This is a genomic window from Mesorhizobium sp. USDA 4775 (assembly GCF_054062655.1).
On the sequence record NZ_JBSSFM010000001.1, the window covers coordinates 2,122,192 to 2,137,745 of the forward strand.

Here is a 15,554-nt window from a genome sequence, read left to right on the forward strand (position 1 = left end):
TCATCGCCGGTCCTGCACTCAGCTTCCGAGCGCTTTGAGCCAACCTTCAAAGGAAGAGGTCTTCTCGCGTTCAGCAAGCGAAACAGAGTGGGCGGGGCGCGGCAACATCATGGTACTGCGGCCTTCTCGGGGGCTGTAACCGAATTCCTTGCTGAATGCCCGGCTGAAATTAGCCGCTGAACTAAACCCGAAGGTCTCAGCAATATCAACAATTCGCCGACTGTCCGCCGGGTCGCTGAGCGCAACATGGGCTGCCAGAAGTCGGCGACTTTGTATGTAGTGGAGAACACCCCCGCTCGGTTCGAACAATTGATAGAGACGGGAGCGTGATACGCCGAGAGCCCTGCACATTGAATCCGGCGTCAAGTGAGCCGCATCCAGATTGTTTTGGACGTATCGACGCGCTCGCTCCATCAGCCCGACGCTCGCCAATTGTTCGGCGGCCGCAGCATGGTCCGCCGGAGGCGCGAGGCAGGCAATGATCATGCTGCGGGTTGCGTGTACGATGCGGGGCAGATCTTCAGCCGTGAGACTGCGCAGTCTTGCTTCGACGCTATTGACGTAGTCGGCCAAGAGGTCGGCAAAGTTGCCGGACAGAATTGAATTGTTCTTTGCGTCGAGGGTTGATGCCGCATCAGAGAACAAATCGCGCGGCAGATAGAGGAAGAGACTTTCCGAGTCCGTTACCCTCCCCCGAAACGGGTAGCCAAGCGATCTGATCTCCAATTTGCCTGACTGGGTCTCCGCAACGCGGCGATCGACCTCCGTCCACGACCGGCCAGTGCGTGGCAAGACGATATACCAATGATCGATTGAACTGGATCGGAGCTTGGCGGCCGAACGGATGTAGCTATGTGCCGGCGCGCGCTGCTGAACGATCAGCATTCCACCGAGATTCCAAGCTGTGTGGGAGGCGGGAAAGCCATCGTCCGGCGATTTGTCATCCGGCAATCTGACATCGACAAGCGGCGCCATATGCAGTTGCCAAGCGGCGAATTGATCGCGTGGCGCCAGTTCGAGCGTTGAAAAGGCCAGAGGTTCGAGCACTGGCACGAGCGATGGAGCGGCCTCATCGTGGGGTTGACCTTCGCGCGGCCAGCGACGCCTATCACGGTCCCGCGGCTGCCTCGCTGGGGCCTCGTCTTGCCTCTTAGTATCCATCGCGTGGTGCCATATCCGAATCGGGTATGCCCATGCCCCTCTCAATCATGTGGTGTATTTCAGCCATCTGGCAAGACTGGCGGAACTCGAGTCGACCGAAACGGCGATCCGCTGGATTGCAGTAAGAAATGCATTCCGAGATAAGTTTATGGATGCGAAGCTAACGACACTCTTCAATTCGATGCATATAGAATCTGGCATCGTGAACTAGGAGTTGAGGAAGCCGCGAAATGAACACAAAACTCAACAGCGAAGCTCGGCGCAAGATAATTCTTGATGGATACGGTAACAACGAGCCGTTGAAGGTTATTGCGGAAAGGATCGGATGCTCACTGGCGAGTCTGAAAGTCACCGCCAGTAAGCTCGGATGCACTCGAACTCCGAAAGAGGCGGCGGAATTTCGGCGCGGTTTTCACGTCCCGGAAAACAAACGGCGAGATTACTACCAGCTTATGATTGCTGGGCAGTATAGAGCTCGCGAGTGTGCGGTGATTTTGGGACTTCTAACAGAGGAATCATCAGGCAACAGGTAACTGATTCCAATACACTGTGGACGATATTTTCGCTTGAGAATTGCATCGCGTCAGCGGTTCATCAGCAAAGCCCGCCGCAAGTAAGGGGCGGGCCCTGAAAGGTTCGCACAGATGCTGCGTCGACGTTTCAATCGCACCTGCCTGAGCCCTCACGATCTGGCTATTTGCGAACGCGTGTTCGAACAGGTCTGCTCGGATGAGAAGCTCGACCCTTTGGACCCGGACGCCGAAATCTTGGCGGTGATGGTTGTGTCCATTTTTCGAAATGCTCGCACCAGCGAGCGCGAGCTGCTGGAGGCGGTCAGGTCTCGTCGGCAAAGGCTCCGGCAACCGGGCACCCGAGCAATTCCAGGAAAAGTGTGAAGCGGCTTGGCTTGTCGCGGCGGCGTGACGGTATGATCGGAATTGGTCACGGCGGGCTCGGGGCGGCCCCAGCGCACAAATCATCCCCCGGTCAGCGCTTCTATGTCGTGGCGCAGTTTCAGGATAGCCGCCGTGAGGCCGGCCTCGCCTTGTTTGAAGCGCGTCGACGGCGTCGGGATCGACACGCCGTAGAAGTCCCCCTTCCAGTCCTTGAAGGCGATACCGACCGCCGAAATGCCTGATGTATGTTCATCGCGGTCGAAGGCGACACCGTGCTGGCGGACTTGCGCAATTTCTTCGATGAAGCCACGCATGTCGCGCTTGATGCCCGCGCGCGCCCATTCGCCGCGCGCGAAGCGCTCCAACGCGTCGTCATCCATCAGCGCCAGGCAGGCCTTGCCGTTCGCGGTTGTCGTCAGCGGGAACGTTTCCCCGACTGAGGAAACCGCGCGCAACCTTTGCGTGCCAGCGATCTGGTCGATGAAGATCAGGATGTTGCCACGCAGGATCGACAGGTCGACGGTCTCCTCGGTATCGCGCGACAGGTCCTGAAGCAGCGGCCGGATGGTTTCCGCGATGTTGTAGTGGGCGGATTCTGCGAGCGAATGCAACTCGGGCCCAAGCCTTATGCCTGAGCCGGCGCTCGAAGCGATCACCAGCCGCTCGGCTTGAAGCGCGCCGACGATGCGCTGCACGGTCGATCTCGGCAGGTCGACCCGTTCGGCGATCTGGCCGAGGCTCATCCCGGTCTGCGAACCCTTCAGCGCCCGCAGCACCGATGCCGCGCGCGCGATGACTTGAATGCCGTTCCTCGCCTCGGCTGTATCGGCTTCCGACATCGTCCTGCTCCAACTCTCCGCAGTCTGGCGTTTGCCACGGAAACCCTGGGCGCGCCAGCCTCATTGTGGGTTTTGTAAACCGTATCATGATACAGCTTGACTGCAATACGGTACATATGTATCAAATTGCAGTACAGGAAACTCGGGAGGAGCTTTCCATATTTCAATCTGCAGACCTGGCCCTGCCTCGGTGGGGGATGGAGGATTTTGTCATGACGATCACGGTTCGCGGCATCGAATTCCAGAGCAATCTGGACAATCCGATGGGCATCGAATTCTACAATCTGTCGCATCGTTTCGGCTACCAGTGCCCGAACTGGCCCTATTTCCGCGACGTCCGCATCGAGCGCATGCACTACATGGCCAAGTCCGGCGTGCTGTCGCAGACCATCACCACGACCATGCATGTGACGACGCATATCGACGCGCCGGCGCATGTCGTGCAGGGCACCCCCTTCATCGACGAAGTGCCGCTGCCGCATTTCTTCGGCTCCGGCATCGTCGTGTCGCTGCCGAAGAAGAAGTGGGAACAGATCACCGCAGACGACCTCGAAAAGGCCTGCGGCAAGGCAATCCGCAAGGGCGACGTGCTGATCATCAACACCGGCTGGCACAAGGTCTACGAAGACGGCGATTATTTCCCCTACTGCCCGGGCTTCGTGCCCTCGGCCGCCGACTGGATGATCGAGAAGGGCGTCAAGGTGGTGGGGCACGACACCCAGGCCAATGACCATCCGCTGGCCACCGCCATCGGGCCGCAGCGCAACGGTCCGCTGCTGCCGCATCTGGCGGAGGAGTACAAGCAGTGGTCGGGCGGCATCGACTGGAAAGATGCCTTCCCCGAATGGGAGCCGGTGCACCAGAAGATATTCAAGGCGGGCATCCTCGGCATCGAGAATGTCGGCGGCGATCTCGATGCCGTCACCGGCAAGCGCTGCACCTTCGCCTTCTTCCCGATCAACTGGGACCGCGGCGATGGCTGCATTATCCGCCTGGTGGCGATGATCGACAAAGGCCAGAAATACCGCATCGAGCCCGGCGAGGCGTTCTGATGCTTGCCAAACGCTTTGCCGACGCAAAGCCCTACTTGGCGCCCAACCATCGCGACGTTGTTGGGCTTCGTCTCCAGGGCTTCGAGGCAGGCGGCCCGGAGAACCAGTGGGTCGGCCTGTCGCAATTCCTTCCGTGGGGTGGAGCAGGGCCGGACTCGACGCCGTTCGAAAAAGTCTACGTCGTCCTCGAGGGGCAAATGACGGTGATCGCTAATGGCGTCGAGACGGTCCTGCAGAAATATGATTCCTGCACCATCGCACCAGGCGAAGTGCGCGAGATCGTCAATCGCACGAACCATGTCTGCACGATGCTGGTCGTCATTCCCTATCCGCCCGGAGCGAAGCCATGAGCGACCTGAAGACCAGGAATGCGAAGCCATGAGCGACCTGAAGACCAGGAATGCGAAGCCATGAGCGACCTGAAGACCAGAGGTGGGAAGCCATGAGCGACTTTCTAAAGAAACCACTGTCGCTGTTCGACATTGCCGGCAAGGTTGCAATCATCACGGGCGCATCCGGCGCCTTCGGCGCACTGGCCTCGCAGGTCCTTGCCGGAGCGGGAGCAAAACTCGCCATTGTTGCGGGCAGCGCAAAGGCCCTGGAGGACACGGCGGCAGCGTGTCGTGAACTCGGCGCCGAGGTCGAAGCGATCAATGCTCGCCCGTCCGATGAGGCCGCCTGCGAGGCGATCATATCGAAGACGGTCGAACGTTTCGGCCGAGTCGACATTCTCGTCGTTGCGTCAGGCAAGAACGACGTCGCGAAAATCACCGAGATGGCGCCGGCCCGGTTCCTGGACGTGATGGATGCCAACGTCACGCAATCCTGGCTGATGGCGCGCGCCGCCGGCAAGCAGATGCTGGCGCAAGGCGAGGGCGGCAAGATGGTGCTGATGTCCTCGGCGCGCGGCCTGCTCGGCCATCCCGCCGGATACACCGCCTATTGCGCGTCGAAGGCCGCCGTCGACGGCATCACCAGGGCGCTCGGCTGCGAGTGGGGGGCGACCGGCATCACAGTCAACGCCATCGCGCCGACCGTCTTCCGCTCGCCGCTGACAGCGTGGATGTTCGAGGATACGGAAAACGCCCAAACTGTCCGCAAAGGGTTTCTGGCGCGCGTGCCCAAGGGCCGCCTCGGCGAGCCCCAGGACCTGGCCGGGCCTCTGCTGTTTCTGGTCTCGAAGGCGTCGGATTTCTACACCGGCCACACCCTTTACGCCGATGGCGGCTATACGGCAGGCTGAGGCATGACCCGAGCCAAGCAAACCATCGCGATCGTCGGCGCCGGCCTCATGGGCCATGGCATCGCTCAGGTCTTTGCAAGGGCCGGCCATCGCGTACGCGTCTTCGACGCGCAAGCGATGGCTCTTGATACGCTGCAGTCGCGCATCGCGAAAAACCTCGCTGACCTGGGTTTCGGGATCGGCTCGGAACGCAACGTGTCCGGCCACGCCGATCTCGCCGAGGCCGTCGCCGTTGCCGATATCGTCATCGAGGCGGCGCCGGAAAAGCTTGAGCTGAAACGCTCGATCTTTGCCGAGTTGGTTCGGCTGGCGCCGAAATCGGCGCTGCTTGCCTCTAACACATCGGTCATTCCGATCGGCCAGATCGCCGAAGGGCTGGAAACACGCGCGCGTATTCTCGGTACACATTGGTGGAATCCGCCCTTCCTGGTGCCGCTGGTCGAAGTGGTGGGATCCCCCGATACATCACCCGAGGCGATCGCCGCGATGATCGCCCTCTTGTCGTCGGTAGGCAAAACACCGGTGCATGTGAGGAAGGATGTTCCAGGCTTTGTCGGCAACCGGCTTCAGCACGCGCTGTGGCGCGAGGCAATCGCCATCGTTGCGGAGGGCATCGCCGATGCAGAGACCGTCGACACGGTCGTCAAGGCCAGTTTCGGCCGGCGGCTCGCGGTGCTCGGTCCGCTCGAGAATGCCGATCTCGTCGGCACCGATCTGACGCTCGACATCCACAATGTGGTTCTCCAGCATTTGAACCGCTCGCCTGAGCCGTCGCCTTACCTTAGCGATCTCGTCGCGTCGGGCAGGCTCGGCATGAAGTCGGGCGAAGGGTTTCGCAACTGGACCGACGAACAGGCCGGCGGGCTGCGGGGCACGGTATTTTCCTATCTGAGAAATTTCGCATCAACGCCAACAGGCTCGGGAGGAGACCATGGTGAAGACGATGAAAGCAGCCGGCGCGGAGCATAAGGTCACGCGCCGCAACTTTTTGAAGACTGCGGCCGGGACGGCGCTTGCCGCACCGGCAATCCTCAGCATGACGCGCGCCTATGCCGACACGCCGACCATCAAGGTCGGCTATGTCAGCCCGAAGACCGGACCGCTTGCCGGTTTCGCGGAAGCCGACGATTACATCGTCGGCGGCATCAACAAGGCCTTCGCCGGCGGACTGCAGAACAATGGCAAGTCGTGGGCGGTCGAAATCATCGTCCGCGACAGTCAGTCGAACCCGAACCGCGCCGCCGAGGTCGCTTCGCAGTTGATCCTCAAGGACGAGGTCGACATCCTGCTGGGCGCCGCGACGCCCGACACGACCAATCCGGTTTCCGACCAGGCCGAGATCAACGGCAAGCCATGCATCACCACGGATTGCCCCTGGCAGCCCTACTTCTTCGGCCGCGGCGGCAAGCCGGACAAGGGCTTCGAGTCGACCTATCATTTCTTCTGGGGGCTGGAAGACGTCATCGCCAATTTTACCGCGCTGTGGAACCATCCCGGCGTCGAGAAGAAAGTCGGCGGGCTGTTCCCCAACGATGCCGATGGCAATGCCTGGGGCGACGCCGAGCTCGGCTTCCCCAAACCGCTCGCGGCAGGCGGTTTCGCGCTCACCGATCCGGGCCGCTACCAACCGCTGAGCGACGATTTCTCGGCACAGATATCGGCCTTCAAGGCCGCCAATGCCGAAATCATCACCGGCGTGATGATCCCGCCGGACTTCGGCACCTTCTGGGCGCAGGCTGGCCAGCAAGGTCTCAAGCCAAAGATCGTCACCGTCGGCAAGGCTCTGCTGTTCCCCTCGGCCGTGGCGGCGCTGGGGCGAGCGCGGCAACGGCTTGTCCTCCGAGATATGGTGGTCGCCCAACCATCCCTTCGTCTCATCGCTCGACGGCATGACCTCGAAAGCCCTTGCCAATGGCTACACCGCCGCGACAGGCAAGCCGTGGACGCAGCCGATCGGCTTTCGCCATGCGCTGTTCGAAGTGGTGGCGGACGTGGTCAAGCGCGCGGCCGATCTGGAGGACGCGGCCGCGATCGTCGAGGCGATCCGCGCCACCAGCCTGAAGACCATCGTCGGCACGATCGACTGGTCGAAGGGGCCGGTGAAGAACGTCTCCAAGACACCGCTCGTCGCGGGCCAATGGCAGCGCAGGGATGACAAGCTGGAACTGGTGATCACCACCAACGCCCAGGCGCCGGAAATTGCGGTCGGCGGCGAACTCGTCCTTCTGTAAGCTTCGGGCAGCGGCCGTGCTCCGGCTCGGTCGCTGCCGCACTCATTTGAAGGAAACTCGCTTTGCCCATCCTGGCTGTCAACGGCGTCAGCAAGCGCTACGGAGCCCTGCAGGTTACGGACAATGTCACGCTGTCGGTTGCCAAGGGCGAAGCCCTGGGCATCATCGGCCCCAACGGCGCGGGCAAGACCACCCTGTTCAACCTGATCGCCGGCACCGTGCTGGCCGACGCCGGCACGATCGACTTCGACGGCACCGATGTCACCCGCATGCCGGCACGCCGGCGCTGCCACCGCGGCATTGCCCGTTCCTTTCAGATTCCGCATCCCTTTGCCGGGATGACGACCTACGAGAACATCCTGGTGGGTGCTGCCTTCGGCCGCAAGGCATCGGAGCGCGACAGCGAGGCGAGGGCGGTAGAGGTGCTCGAACTTACCGGTCTCCGGCGCAAGGCGAATGTGCTGGCCGGCCAGTTGACGTTGTTGGAACGCAAGCGCCTGGAAATGGCCCGCGCCCTGGCAAGCGATCCCAAGCTGCTTCTGCTCGACGAGATTGCCGGTGGGCTGACCGAACCGGAATGCCTGGACCTTGTCGAGGCGATCCGGCAGGTGCGCGCCGCTGGCGTCTCGATCATCTGGATCGAGCATGTCGTCAACGCCCTGCTTGCCGTGGTCGACCGCATCGCGGTGATCGACTTCGGCCGGAAGATCGCCGACGGTGACCCGCGCACCGTCATGGCCAGCCCGCAGGTCGCCGAAATCTACATGGGTCTGGACGCGGAGGCCGTGCATGGCTGAAGCATTGCTCGCCATATGTGGGCTCAGGGCCTTCTATGGCGATTTCCAGGCCTTGTTCGGTGTTGACCTCGAGCTTGGGGCCGGTGAGGTGCTGGCACTTATCGGCGCCAACGGAGCCGGAAAATCGACTCTGCTCAAGGCGATCACCGGGCTGGTGCCCTGCAGCCCGGACATGGTGCTGCTGCGCGGCGAGCCGATCGGCGGCGAACGGCCTGACCGTATCGCGCGGCGCGGCATCGCCCTGGTGCCGGAAGGGCGCCGCTTGTTCCGCTCGCTCAGCGTCGAGGAGAATCTGGTGATCGGCGGCGAGCGCGCCAAACCCGGCCGCTGGACGCTCGACGCGGTCTACCAGCTGTTTCCGATCCTTGGCGAGCGGCGGCGCAGACCCGGTACGGCGCTGTCGGGCGGCCAGCAGCAGATGGTCGCCATCGGCCGTGCCTTGATGGCCAATCCCGACATCATCCTGTTCGACGAAATCTCGCTTGGGCTGGCACCGGTGGTCATCAAGGATATCTACGCCGCCTTGCCCCCAATTGCCGCCACCGGCGTCTCGATCATCCTGGTCGAGCAGGACGTCTCGCGTGCGCTTGGCGTCGCCAAGACATTCGTCTGCCTGCAAGAGGGCAAGGTATCGCTTGCGGGCCTGCCCGCGGAGCATGACCGCGCGGCGATCACCGCCGCCTATTTCGGGATGCATCGCTGATGGACTGGGTCAACGCCATCGTCCAGGGCGTTCTGCTCGGCGGGCTCTATGCACTGTTCGCCGCCGGCCTGTCGCTGATCTTCGGCGTCATGCGGCTGGTCAACATTGCCCATGGCGATCTGATCGTGCTCGCTGCCTATATCGCCCTGGTCGTGGTGCACGCGACCGGCCTGCACCCACTGGCGTCGGCCATTATCGTCGTGCCGCTGATGGCGGCGATCGGCTACGGCCTGCAGCGCCTGCTGCTCAACCCGACGATCGGCAAGGATCTCTTGTCGCCGCTGCTCGTCACCTTCGGCATCTCGGTCATCCTGCAGAACGGCTTGCTGGCGACTTTTACGGCCGACAGTCGGCGGTTGGCCGCCGGTTCGCTGGAAACGGCCAGCATCCAGGTGCTGCCGGGCCTGAGCCTGGGCATCCTGCCGCTCTTCATGTTCGCGGTGTCGGTGCTGCTCATTTTCGGTCTCGAATGGATTTTCTACCGGACCAGTCTCGGCCGAGCCTTCCGCGCGACCTCCGATGACGCCGAGATCGTGCAACTGATGATGATCGACCGCCGCCATATCTTCGGCATGGCGATGGCGCTGTCGGCCGGGGTGGTGGCGATCGCCGGCATCTTCCTCGCCATCCGCACCAATTTCGACCCGTCATCCGGCCCGACGCGGCTGCTGTTTGGTTTCGAGGCTGTCATCATCGGCGGGCTCGGCAATCTGTGGGGCACGCTCGCCGGCGGCATCGTGCTTGGCGTCGCGCAGGGGATCGGTGCGCAGATCTCGCCGGGCTGGCAGATCCTTGCCGGCCATCTCGTCTTCTTCCTGGTGCTTGCGCTGCGGCCGAAAGGCCTGTTCCCGAGGATGGACTGATGCGCGCCAGTTTCTCGATCGAGCGCTCCACCGCGACCAGCCGGATGACCGCGATTGCAGCCCTTGTCCTTCTTGTCGGCCTTGTCGCGGCACCCTGGTGGGCGGGTCGCGCCAACATCCGGCTGCTTGGCGAGATCTATTCCTTCATCGCGCTGGCCAGCCTGTGGAACCTGCTTGCCGGCTATACCGGCCTGGTCTCTGTCGGCCAGCAGGCCTATGTCGGCTTCGGCGGCTATGCGCTGTTTGCGCTCGCCATGTTCCTTGGCGTCCATCCGTTGCTGGCGATCCTGCTTGCCGGTGTGCTGGGCGCACTGATCGCCATTCCACTCGCACCGCTGCTGTTTCGCCTGCAGGGCGCCTATTTTGCCATCGGCACCTGGGCCCTGGCCGAAGTCTTCCGTCTCGGTTTCGCCCAGCTCTCGGTGCTCGGCGGCGGCTCTGGAACCAGCCTCACCGCGAGCGTCGTCACCGGCATCGCGGCCAACCGCGACGTGCGCGAAATGCTGGTCTACTGGACGGCACTGGCGCTCGCCCTCGCGGCGTTGGCCTTCATCATCCTGCTGCTGCGCTCGCGCATGGGGTTGGCGCTGACGGCGCTTCGCGACAGCGAGATCGCCTCTGAAAGCCTCGGCATCGACATCTGGCGCAGTAAGCTTTTCGTCTATGTCGCAGTCGCCGGACTGACCTCGATGACGGGCGCCTTCATCTTCCTGCAGAAGCTACGCATTTCGCCGGATGCCGCCTTCAGTGTCAACGACTGGACGGCCTATGTCATCTTCATCGCTGTCATTGGCGGCATCGGCACCATCGAAGGCCCGATCGTCGGCACGATCCTGTTCTTCCTGCTGCGCGAGACCCTGTCCGATCTCGGAACCACCTACCTGTTGATCCTCGGCGCGGTCGCCATCCTCGTCATGCTGAAAGCCCCGAAAGGGCTATGGGGCATCCTCGCCGAGAAGACCGGCCTCTCGCTGGTGCCCACACGCCGGCGCGTGGCCTTTCAGGACCAGTAGAACAATCATCGCTTCCCGTGCAAGGAAAGGACCAGCCCGTGGCCGACCTGTCGAAGAAAGTCATCATCACCTGTGCCGTCACCGGCGGCATCCACACGCCGACCATGTCGGATGCGCTGCCTTTCACGCCGGACGACATTGCCCGCCAGTCGATCGAAGCGGCCGAGGCAGGTGCCTCGATCCTGCATCTGCACGCACGCGATCCGAAGGACGGCCGTCCAACGCCGGACCCGGCGGTGTTCATGCAGTTCCTGCCGCGCATCAAGCAGGCGACCGACGCGGTCATCAACGTCACCACCGGCGGCGGCCTCAACATGAGCGTCGAGCAGCGGCTGGCCGCTCCCCTCTTGGCCAAGCCGGAAATGTGCTCGCTCAACATGGGCTCGATGAATTTCGGCATCTACCCGCTCGCCGACCGCTATTCGTCGTGGAAGTATGAGTGGGAGGAACCGTATCTGCGCGGCACTGACGACTTCATCTTTCGCAACACGTTTCGCGACATCGAGCGCATCCTGAAATTGCTCGGAGACGGCCACGGCACCAGGTTCGAGCATGAATGCTACGATGTCGGCCATCTCTACAGTCTGGCGCATTTCGTCGATCGCGGCCTGGTGAAGCCGCCTTTCTTCGTCCAGATGATCTTCGGCATTCTCGGCGGCATCGGCCCCGACATGGACAATCTCACCTTCATGAAGCACAAGGCCGACAAGCTGTTCGGTTCGGACTATCGCTGGTCGGTGCTGGCCGCCGGCCGCTTCCAGATGCCATTCGCCACCCAGGCCGCCATGCTCGGCGGTTCGGTGCGGGTCGGGCTGGAAGACTCGCTTTATATCGGCCGCGGCAAGCTTGCGGGCTCGAACGCCGAACAGGTACGCAAGATCCGCGCCATCCTGACCGAACTTGGCCACGAGATCGCCACCCCGGCGGAGGCCCGCGCTATACTGGGATTGAAGGGCGGCGATCTGGTTGGCTTTTGAGACCGCGCCGCGGTTGGATCGCATTCGCGCCAACCGTCGAACAGACGAGCACCAAGGATATGAGGTGATCGGTACGCTGTTCAGCGCCGTGAACATGAAGATAGTTAAAGTCCGGCTACTCGACCCGCGTCAGATAACCGGCGGTCACACTCGGGCCTGGAATGATCGCGACGATTTTCATCTGGGCAATCATGCGTTTCATCGCCGCGTCGAGATGCGTTTCCAGCATCGCGGCGGCTGCTGTCACCGCACCGCGGATGAGAAGCTCCACAATCAGGCGCAGTTCGGTGATGACCGTCGGATCACCGGGAAGCCCGAGCTTGCGCAGCAGCCGCTCGGACGCGCCGACGGGAAGCAGGTTGTTGCGAATGAGCTCGCGCAATTGCTCGTTCTCCGTGGTCAGTATGCAGGTTTCGATCAGCCGCGTTTGAAGCTCCTCGATGTTCTTCAGGTGATCGGTGGTATCCAGTTCCTCAAGGGTCACAAGCTGGCTGAAGAGCTTTGTCAGTCTGTCGCGGTCGATGAGCGGCGCACCCGCCAGCAGCGACGACGGCTCCAGCATGCGGCGGAGCGCAAAGTGATCCTTGATCGTCTGGGCGGTGAGGGGGCCGGCCATCCAATGGGAACTCTGGTTCTTGCGCACGAGGCCACGTTCCTGCAGGCGGCTGAGGACGTCTCGCACCACCGTACGGCTGACATTGAAGTGATTGGCGATTTCTATCTCGATGATCCGATACTTGCCGAAAACGACGCAGCCGGCGACGTCGGCTTCGACCGTGTTGTAGATGCGCTCCCAGGACGAGCGGCTCTGAAGCGCTTCATCGGCATGCTGCAGAACGACAAGGCCGAGCGACTTTATGTCGGTGCGGTTGGGCACGACATCGCGACCTTGCGGGCCGACAAGAAAACCTCTGCCCTTGAAGCGATGGACAAGGCCTTCGGCTTCGAGGCGTAGAAGTGCGCGCTGAACGGGAGCCCGAGAGATCTGAAGGATTTCCGCGATCGGTCCTTCAAGAAGAACCAGCCCGCGAGGAAGCAACCCGTCCTTAATATTGTTGCGCAGCACATCTTCTGCAATTTCGTAGCGCCGCTGCGTGTTCTGGCCTGCATTGCTGCGTGTCATGGCGAGAGGCGTTCTCCGTCTTTGACCCTGATGAGAACAGGAAATTGGATGCCTGTGTGTACGCTATTTTGCGAACGTTTCACATCGACAAATAATGACTTTTGCATACAAAATCTGAAAAGCCAGAGCGGCAACGCCAAAATTTTCGGCGCGCGTATAGTTGGCATGGCGCTTGCTTTGAACCCATGGCAGTCAGCGAATCTGCGCTTGAGAGTGAGGTTCGTGCCGTAAATTTAGGCTCTGTTTGCACCAAACAGGCAGCGTTTTCGCATTGCCTGGGCATAAATTGTTGCTCCGTTACAAGCCTATTGATCATTTCGATAAGGGAAAGCCGTTTGTGAAATGTCGATGCAAGCGCCAGCGCCGGTGAGCCATTTGACGCGATGCGCTCAAAATAGCGAAATGCTAAAAAGCCTATTGAATACAAAAATCATTTATGTCATAAATTTTGAAGCGGATGCCGGAAGAAGCATCACGAGGTGGATGAGCACAACCACAAGAAACGGATTGCTTCAATGCGCGCAGATCATGCGCGCAACCGCTATCGGCTTGCCCGTTCGCGGAAACGTTTCCGCGTCACCACGCGGTGACGTAAGCGACAGTTTACTTGCGAGAAACCGGCAGGGAAATCGTGGCGGCAGTTTTGCAGCTCTCTCAGGTGACAAAGGCGTACGGCGCGCTGCGGGCGCTCGACGGCATCGATATCTCGCTGCCGGACAATGCCTACATCTCGCTTCTCGGTCCGAGTGGATCGGGCAAGACAATCCTGTTACGCGTGATTGCCGGCTTCGAGGCTCCCGATAGCGGCAGCATCCTTTTCAAGGGCGAACGCGTCGAAGCGGTTCCGCCGCATCGCCGCAACATCGGCTTCGTGTTCCAGAATTTCGCTCTGTTCCCGCACCTGTCCGTCGCGGGTAACATAGCTTTCGGTCTGGAGAACCGGGAATTGAATCCAATCACGGATTCGGCCGTCGTTCGCGCCAGGGTCAAGGATATCGTCGCTCTGGTCGGTCTGACCGGTCTTGAAGACCGAGGCGTCGCGCAGATTTCAGGCGGCCAGCGTCAGCGCGTGGCGCTGGCCCGAACATTGATAACCGAGCCGTCGCTGGTCCTGCTGGACGAGCCGCTTGGCGCGCTCGATGCCAATTTGCGCACGCGCATGCGCGCCGAGCTGCGGGCGATTCGCGAGCGCTGCGGCGTAACGTTTCTGCATGTGACCGGCAGCGAAACCGAGGCACTGGCAATGGGTGACACCGTACTCGTGCTGGATCGCGGACGCATCGCGCAGGCTGACGACGCCGACACCGTCTACAACCGGCCGCGGTCCGCGACCGTGGCACGATTTCTCAATTGCTACAATCTTTTCGAGGGACAGCTCTCGAAGGACGATTTCATCAGTCCGGTGGGAAGGTTTCCGTTGCAGGGGCAGAAGGCCGATGTGCGCGGTCAACCAGCCTATGCCATCCGTTACGATCGGATCTCCGTCAGGCCGCTCGCGGCCCCTGTTACAGCGGAGGAAGTCCGCATCGAGGGCACGTTCATCGCCGACGAGTATTCGGGCGCGGCCATCAATTCGTTTTTCTCGCTCGATGACGGGCGCGTGATCGAGGTCGAGTCCCATCTCAGCCAGGCCGCGCCACAGACCTGTGTGCCGCACGGCCGCTACGCCCTCGTCTGGAAACGCCAGAATGCACTTGTCTATGCATGAAACGCGCTTGGGTCCTGTGTCTGCCTGCGGAATGGAGATTGTGAACGATGGCGATGACTGCCGCCACGGCTGAACCGGCGTCCGCCGACCGGCCCGCAAGGAAAATGCCCGACAGGACGTTGTGGCTGCTTGCGCCTGGCGTGATCTGGATGGTTCTTTTTCTCGTCGTGCCAATTCTGATGATGGTTTACGTCTCGTTCTGGACGCAGACCACATTTGCGATCACGCCGACGCTGACGATCAAGAGCTGGGTGATGTTTTTCTCCAGCGACACCTATCTCAGCGCGCTTTGGACGACAATTCGCATCTGGCTCATCGTCCTGGCGGCAACCCTGATCGTCGGTTATCCGGCTGCCCTCTTCGTCGGGCTGTTCGTGCGCAACAAGACCGTGCAGACGGTGCTCTTGGTGCTCTGTGTCATTCCGTTCTGGACGTCGTTTCTGATCCGCGTTCTTGCCTGGCGTCCGATGCTCGGCAAGGAGGGCGCAATCAACCTCATTCTTCAGGGTGTCGGGCTCATCAACAAGCCGATCGAGGTGCTGCTGTTTTCCGAGCTGTCGGTCATTATCGGCATGACGCAGATCTATTGCGTGTTCATGGTCGGGCCGATCGCCTTCATGATGGGCCGCATCGACCAAAGCGTCATTGAAGCCGCGCAGGACCTCGGTGCCGGCTTCTGGCGGATTTTCCGCACCATCATCCTGCCGTTGTCGATGCCAGGCGTCGTGGTCGGCGCGATCTTCGTGTCCGTGATGGTGCTTGGCGAATTCGCGACGTCCGCGGCCTTGTCCGGCCGCAAGGTCAATCTCCTGGGCAACATCATCGTGACGCAGGTCGGGTCGCTGAAATGGGCCTTCGCGGCGGTCGCGGGTGTGATCCTGACCATCCTGATGGGCATCGTCGTGGCTGCGCTGCTGCGTGTGGTCGATCTCAGGAAGGAGCTCTGAT

The 15,554-nt window shown here is 61.5% G+C and carries 16 protein-coding genes and 1 pseudogene; 14 read left to right on the top strand and 3 right to left on the bottom strand.

All coding sequences use genetic code 11. The features are described from left to right. Positions 1-18: 18 nt before the first annotated feature. Positions 19-1,161 (bottom strand): helix-turn-helix domain-containing protein, encoded by a 1,143-nt coding sequence (locus ACVILI_RS10215; RefSeq protein WP_019860244.1) that lies wholly within the window; start codon positions 1,159-1,161, stop codon positions 19-21. 230 nt (positions 1,162-1,391) lie between these two features. On the opposite strand from ACVILI_RS10215, the gene ACVILI_RS10220 reads away from it, so the two are divergent. Together ACVILI_RS10220 and ACVILI_RS10225 are read left to right on the top strand one after the other, a co-directional pair. Then, positions 1,392-1,694: a hypothetical protein gene (locus tag ACVILI_RS10220; protein WP_069091344.1), complete on the top strand. Its 303-nt coding sequence runs from the start codon at positions 1,392-1,394 to the stop codon at positions 1,692-1,694. A gap of 111 nt (positions 1,695-1,805) precedes the next feature. Further along, on the top strand, positions 1,806-2,057 hold the full coding sequence (locus tag ACVILI_RS10225) for a hypothetical protein (RefSeq protein ID WP_027047219.1): 252 nt from the start codon (positions 1,806-1,808) through the stop codon (positions 2,055-2,057). A gap of 80 nt (positions 2,058-2,137) precedes the next feature. Here ACVILI_RS10225 and ACVILI_RS10230 read toward each other — a convergent pair whose 3' ends face one another. Next, positions 2,138-2,896, bottom strand: coding sequence for an IclR family transcriptional regulator (locus ACVILI_RS10230; RefSeq protein ID WP_019860243.1), 759 nt, complete (start codon positions 2,894-2,896; stop codon positions 2,138-2,140). 212 nt (positions 2,897-3,108) lie between these two features. Here ACVILI_RS10230 and ACVILI_RS10235 point away from each other — a divergent pair, with 212 nt between their 5' ends. The 10 genes and pseudogenes from ACVILI_RS10235 (at position 3,109) to ACVILI_RS10280 (ending at position 11,775) form a co-directional block, all read left to right on the top strand. Beyond that, the gene (locus tag ACVILI_RS10235) at positions 3,109-3,948 is read left to right on the top strand and encodes a cyclase family protein (protein ID WP_032921299.1); all 840 of its coding nucleotides are present in this window, start codon (positions 3,109-3,111) and stop codon (positions 3,946-3,948) included. Next, positions 3,948-4,298: a cupin domain-containing protein gene (locus tag ACVILI_RS10240; RefSeq protein ID WP_019860240.1), complete on the top strand. Its 351-nt coding sequence runs from the start codon at positions 3,948-3,950 to the stop codon at positions 4,296-4,298. The genes ACVILI_RS10235 and ACVILI_RS10240 overlap by 1 nt, the downstream gene beginning before the upstream one ends. 92 nt (positions 4,299-4,390) lie before the next feature. Then, positions 4,391-5,191, top strand: coding sequence for an SDR family NAD(P)-dependent oxidoreductase (locus tag ACVILI_RS10245; RefSeq protein ID WP_019860239.1), 801 nt, complete (start codon positions 4,391-4,393; stop codon positions 5,189-5,191). Between the two features lie 3 nt (positions 5,192-5,194). Next, a complete protein-coding gene (locus tag ACVILI_RS10250; protein ID WP_038644723.1) occupies positions 5,195-6,160 on the top strand; it encodes a 3-hydroxyacyl-CoA dehydrogenase family protein in 966 nt (321 codons plus the stop codon). Beyond that, a pseudogene (locus tag ACVILI_RS10255) lies at positions 6,123-7,422 on the top strand (ABC transporter substrate-binding protein). The gene ACVILI_RS10250 and the pseudogene ACVILI_RS10255 overlap by 38 nt, the downstream one beginning before the upstream one ends. Positions 7,423-7,484: 62 nt before the next feature. Continuing rightward, entirely contained in the window at positions 7,485-8,219 is a 735-nt protein-coding gene (locus ACVILI_RS10260) for an ABC transporter ATP-binding protein (protein WP_038644725.1), read from the top strand. Beyond that, positions 8,212-8,922: an ABC transporter ATP-binding protein gene (locus ACVILI_RS10265; protein WP_038644727.1), complete on the top strand. Its 711-nt coding sequence runs from the start codon at positions 8,212-8,214 to the stop codon at positions 8,920-8,922. Before ACVILI_RS10260 ends, ACVILI_RS10265 begins: the two co-directional genes overlap by 8 nt. Beyond that, on the top strand, positions 8,922-9,785 hold the full coding sequence (locus ACVILI_RS10270) for a branched-chain amino acid ABC transporter permease (RefSeq protein WP_457102430.1): 864 nt from the start codon (positions 8,922-8,924) through the stop codon (positions 9,783-9,785). The genes ACVILI_RS10265 and ACVILI_RS10270 overlap by 1 nt, the downstream gene beginning before the upstream one ends. Beyond that, entirely contained in the window at positions 9,785-10,798 is a 1,014-nt protein-coding gene (locus ACVILI_RS10275; RefSeq protein WP_038644731.1) for a branched-chain amino acid ABC transporter permease, read from the top strand. Before ACVILI_RS10270 ends, ACVILI_RS10275 begins: the two co-directional genes overlap by 1 nt. A 47-nt stretch (positions 10,799-10,845) precedes the next feature. Continuing rightward, positions 10,846-11,775: a BKACE family enzyme gene (locus ACVILI_RS10280; protein WP_276315424.1), complete on the top strand. Its 930-nt coding sequence runs from the start codon at positions 10,846-10,848 to the stop codon at positions 11,773-11,775. Positions 11,776-11,890: 115 nt separating this feature from the next. Here ACVILI_RS10280 and ACVILI_RS10285 read toward each other — a convergent pair whose 3' ends face one another. Further along, positions 11,891-12,898 carry a GntR family transcriptional regulator gene (locus ACVILI_RS10285; protein ID WP_019860229.1) on the bottom strand — a complete coding sequence of 336 codons (1,008 nt, stop codon included), beginning with the start codon at positions 12,896-12,898 and terminating at the stop codon, positions 11,891-11,893. A gap of 631 nt (positions 12,899-13,529) precedes the next feature. Between ACVILI_RS10285 and ACVILI_RS10290 the strand changes: the two genes are divergently transcribed. Both ACVILI_RS10290 and ACVILI_RS10295 read left to right on the top strand, forming a co-directional pair. Then, positions 13,530-14,606, top strand: coding sequence for an ABC transporter ATP-binding protein (locus ACVILI_RS10290; RefSeq protein WP_038644734.1), 1,077 nt, complete (start codon positions 13,530-13,532; stop codon positions 14,604-14,606). A 47-nt stretch (positions 14,607-14,653) separates the two neighbouring features. Continuing rightward, positions 14,654-15,553, top strand: coding sequence for an ABC transporter permease (locus tag ACVILI_RS10295; protein WP_019860227.1), 900 nt, complete (start codon positions 14,654-14,656; stop codon positions 15,551-15,553). Position 15,554 lies beyond the last annotated feature (1 nt).